We start from the raw sequence: 3,528 nt of genomic DNA on the forward strand, positions 1-3,528 counted from the left end.
TCGATGTCGTAGCCCCGTAGCACGGCAATTTCTCGGATCATGAGAGCCGCCCCCTGTGCCATCAGCAGGAGGAGGGCAAGAGGGATGGCCGTCTTGATGGGATAGCGCGGCAGGCCTCCGGGATCCGGCGACTGCTCGAGGGTCGCCCAGGATTTGATGACGAAGGGGACAGCGTGCCACAGCACGGCCGTGCAAAAGGGGACTAGGAAGAGCACGGTGCCTAGCACATTGATCCAGGCCTGTCCCCGTCGGGAAAGCCGGCTGTACAGTACGTCGACCCGCACGTGGTCGTCGTGCTTCAGTGTGTAGGCCGCGCCGAGCAAGAACACGAGGCTGAACAGATACCACTGCAGCTCAATCCACATGTTGGAGCTCAACCCAGCGCCGATGTACTTGCCCAGATAGCGAACGATGGCGTTGAAGGCCCCCACGCCTACCATTCCCAGGGTGAGCCAGTACAGCGCGCGGCCTGCCTGCTCGTTCACGCGATCGATGTAGCGGGCCCATTGAAGCCAGCGGTCCATATCAGTGGGAGGAAGGGGACGTTTTCAATTCCAAGCTGGGCGGTCCACAGCAAGGGTACGGTGCGAGCACCGAATCCTCAAATGCCCCCTGGTCATCCCGGGCTCGCAATAGAAAAGCCGTCCCCGGTCTGGAAGGACCGAGGACGGCTGAACGGAATGCTCGGATGAGCGGTGCCGGGTACTATGCCGCCACCTCATCGGGGCCCGTCTCGATCGGGACCCCCACGAGATTGCCCCACTCGGTCCAGGAGCCGTCGTAGTTGCGGACCCGGGGATGACCCAGCAGTTGCGAGAGTACGAACCAGCTGTGGCTCGATCGCTCGCCGATGCGGCAGTATGCGATCGTCTCCTTGTCGGGCGTGATGCCCCGCTCTTCGTAGATCTCCTTCAGCTCATCGGCGCTCTTAAAGGTGCCATCCTCGTTGACGGCCTCGCTCCAGCTGATGTTGTGGGCGCCAGGAATGTGCCCGCCGCGCTGGGCGCCTTCGTTGAGGCCGTCGGGGCCCAGCTTTTCGCCGCTGAACTCTTCCGGGGAGCGCACGTCGACGAGCTCCACGTCGTCGCGCTCAAGGGTCTGCTGGACGTAGCCGGAGAAGGCACGAATGGAGTTGTCAGGAGCAGAGGCTGTCCAGTCGCCACGCTCCAGGTCCGGCTCCTCGGTAGTGAGCGGGCGGTCCTCAGCGAGCCATTTCTTGCGGCCCCCGTCGAGGACGAGGACGTCGTCGTGGCCGTAGTACCGCAGTTGCCAGAAGGCCCAGGTGGCAAACCAGTTGTCGTTGTCGCCATAGAGGACGATTGTCGTGTCGTCGTCGATGCCCGACTCGCGCAGCAGGTCCTGGAAGTCCTCCTTCGAGGCCAGGTCGCGCGTCTGCGTGTCGGCCAGTTGTGTTTCCCAGTTCCAGCCGACGGCGCCGGGGATGTGGCCCTCGTCGTAGGCAGAGGTATCTACATCGACCTCCACGAACTGCACGTCGGGATCGTCGAGATGATCGGCCGCCCAGTCGGTGGAGACGAGAACATCGGGGTTTGCGTAGGTACTCATGGTTGGGATTGGGTTGGTTCGGGTTCTGTGCTCAGGTGTTGGGGGATCGAGAGAAATCGTGAAGCAGGGATAGAGGGGTCGCACCTAGCCGGAGGAGTCCGTCGGCGACGCGTGCATGAGATAGGCCGGGGATCCAGAGGACGATTGAACGACCCAGGAGGACAGTGCTGCCCCGGATCGGACTCACTTTTGCGACCCGGGACGGAGGGCCAGAGTTGTACTGGCCAACGCCCCCCTCCGACACGGTTGGTCCCGTCGCGCGAGAACTGCCCGCCACGGAAGCTTCCCGTGTACGGCTAAGGCTCAACAGGAGAGCTCTATCCGCGACAAGACGCCGTCATGCAACAGCCCAAACACGAACAGAGACACGCTGGCGCAGCAAGGGTCCAGACAACAGACGAGAAGTGGGAACTGCGCACGTCGGCGTGACGCATGTGCATGAGGGCGTGTGGAAGAAGTACGAACTGACTGCTGCGGCGGTGCAGCTTTAGTCTAATGACATCGATTCCAATCTCGGCATACGTGACGGGTTCCGACGCAGAGAGTGCACGTGGGGGCTTGATCGGGGAACCACAAAGACGTTACGCTTCGTCGTCGGCGTACTGATGGGCCCGCTTGACCACGTCCTCGTCAAAATCACGCTCCCGCCACTGCTCCAGGCGCTCGGCGATCGTTTCCTCGTAGCCCTGCGCGCTGGGCTCATAGAAGTAGGTGCCCTGCATCTCATTGGGCAGATACTGCTGGGGCGTGTAGTGCTCGCGGTAGGCGTGCGGGTACTTGTAGCCCTCGCCGTGTCCCAGGCCTTCCTTATCACGATTTGCATCCTTCAGGTGCTGCGGAATGTCCTCCGTCTGCTCCTCCCGGACGTGGTCGAGGGCGTCGAAGTAGGCGAAGGCCGTGTTGCTCTTCGGCGCCGTGGCGAGATAGAGACAACACTCCGCAAGCAGGAACTGCCCCTCCGGCATGCCCACGTACTCGAATCCCGCGGCCGCACTTTGTGCCACCCGCAGGGCCTGCGGATCGGCCAGTCCCACGTCCTCGGCGGCAAAGATGAGCATGCGACGCAGGATGAAGCGCGGTTCCTCCCCGGCGTACAGCATGCGGGCGAGCCAGTAGAGGGCCGCGTCGGGGTCCGAGCCGCGCAGGCTCTTGATGAAGGCGCTGATGGTGTCGAAGTGCGCGTCCCCCTCCTTGTCGTACAGGACCGCCCGCTGCTGGATGGAGTCCTCGGCCACCGGGAGGTCGATGTGGACGGTGCCCGCAGCGTCTGGATCGGTGGTTTCGACGGCCAGCTCCAGGGCATTGAGCACCGAGCGGGCGTCGCCGTTGGCGGTGTCGATGAGGTGATCGAGGGCGTCTTCGGTGATCTCTACGTCGCGGTCGCCGTAGCCGCGCTCGTCGTCCGTGAGTGCCATGGCCGCCACCTGGCGCAGATCCTCCGCGTCGAGCGGCTCCAGCTCAAAGACCCGCGACCGGCTCACCAGCGCGTCGTTGACCTCGAAGTACGGGTTCTCCGTCGTGGCCCCGATGAACGTGACCGTACCGTCCTCCACGTGGGGCAGCAGGGCGTCCTGCTGGGCGGTGTTGAAGCGGTGCACCTCGTCGACGAACAGGATGGTGCGCCGCTGGTGATGCCGCAGGCGATTCTTCGCCTTCTGAACGGCTTCGCGGATGTCGTTGACGCCCGAGAGCACGGCGTTGAGCGACGTGAAGTGGGCCTCCGTCGTGTTGGCGATGATGCGGGCGAGGGTGGTCTTGCCGGTGCCGGGCGGCCCGTAGAAGAGGACCGACGTGACCCGGTCCGCTTCGATGGCGCGGCGCAGGAGCTTGCCCTCCCCGATGAAGTGCTCCTGCCCTACGAACTCGTCGAGCGTGCGGGGTCGCATGCGATCCGCCAGGGGGGCACGGTCCTGTCGGGCCTGCTCGGCCTGTTCGTCGAAGAGATCGGGCATTAGAGGTGCA

3 protein-coding genes are annotated in these 3,528 nt (G+C 64.0%); all 3 read right to left on the minus strand.

The window, feature by feature from the left end; genetic code table 11:
* Positions 1-524, minus strand: a 524-nt coding sequence (locus ABEL04_RS02510) for a TRAP transporter small permease subunit (protein ID WP_375800801.1), incomplete at its 3' end; no start/stop codon positions are given.
* 181 nt (positions 525-705) lie between these two features.
* A complete protein-coding gene (locus tag ABEL04_RS02515; protein WP_375800802.1) occupies positions 706-1,566 on the minus strand; it encodes a sulfurtransferase in 861 nt (286 codons plus the stop codon).
* 581 nt (positions 1,567-2,147) lie between these two features.
* The coding region (locus ABEL04_RS02520; RefSeq protein ID WP_375800803.1) for an AAA family ATPase at positions 2,148-3,528 on the minus strand (1,381 nt) is incomplete at its 5' end.

It is taken from the genome of Salinibacter sp. (genome assembly GCF_042218895.1).
GTDB lineage: Bacteria > Bacteroidota > Rhodothermia > Rhodothermales > Salinibacteraceae > Salinibacter.

Excerpts from the sequence above, each read along its gene's own strand:
- ABEL04_RS02515 (WP_375800802.1), bottom strand. The coding sequence starts at position 1,566 with ATGAGTACCTACGCAAACCCCGATGTTCTCGTCTCCACCGACTGGGCG.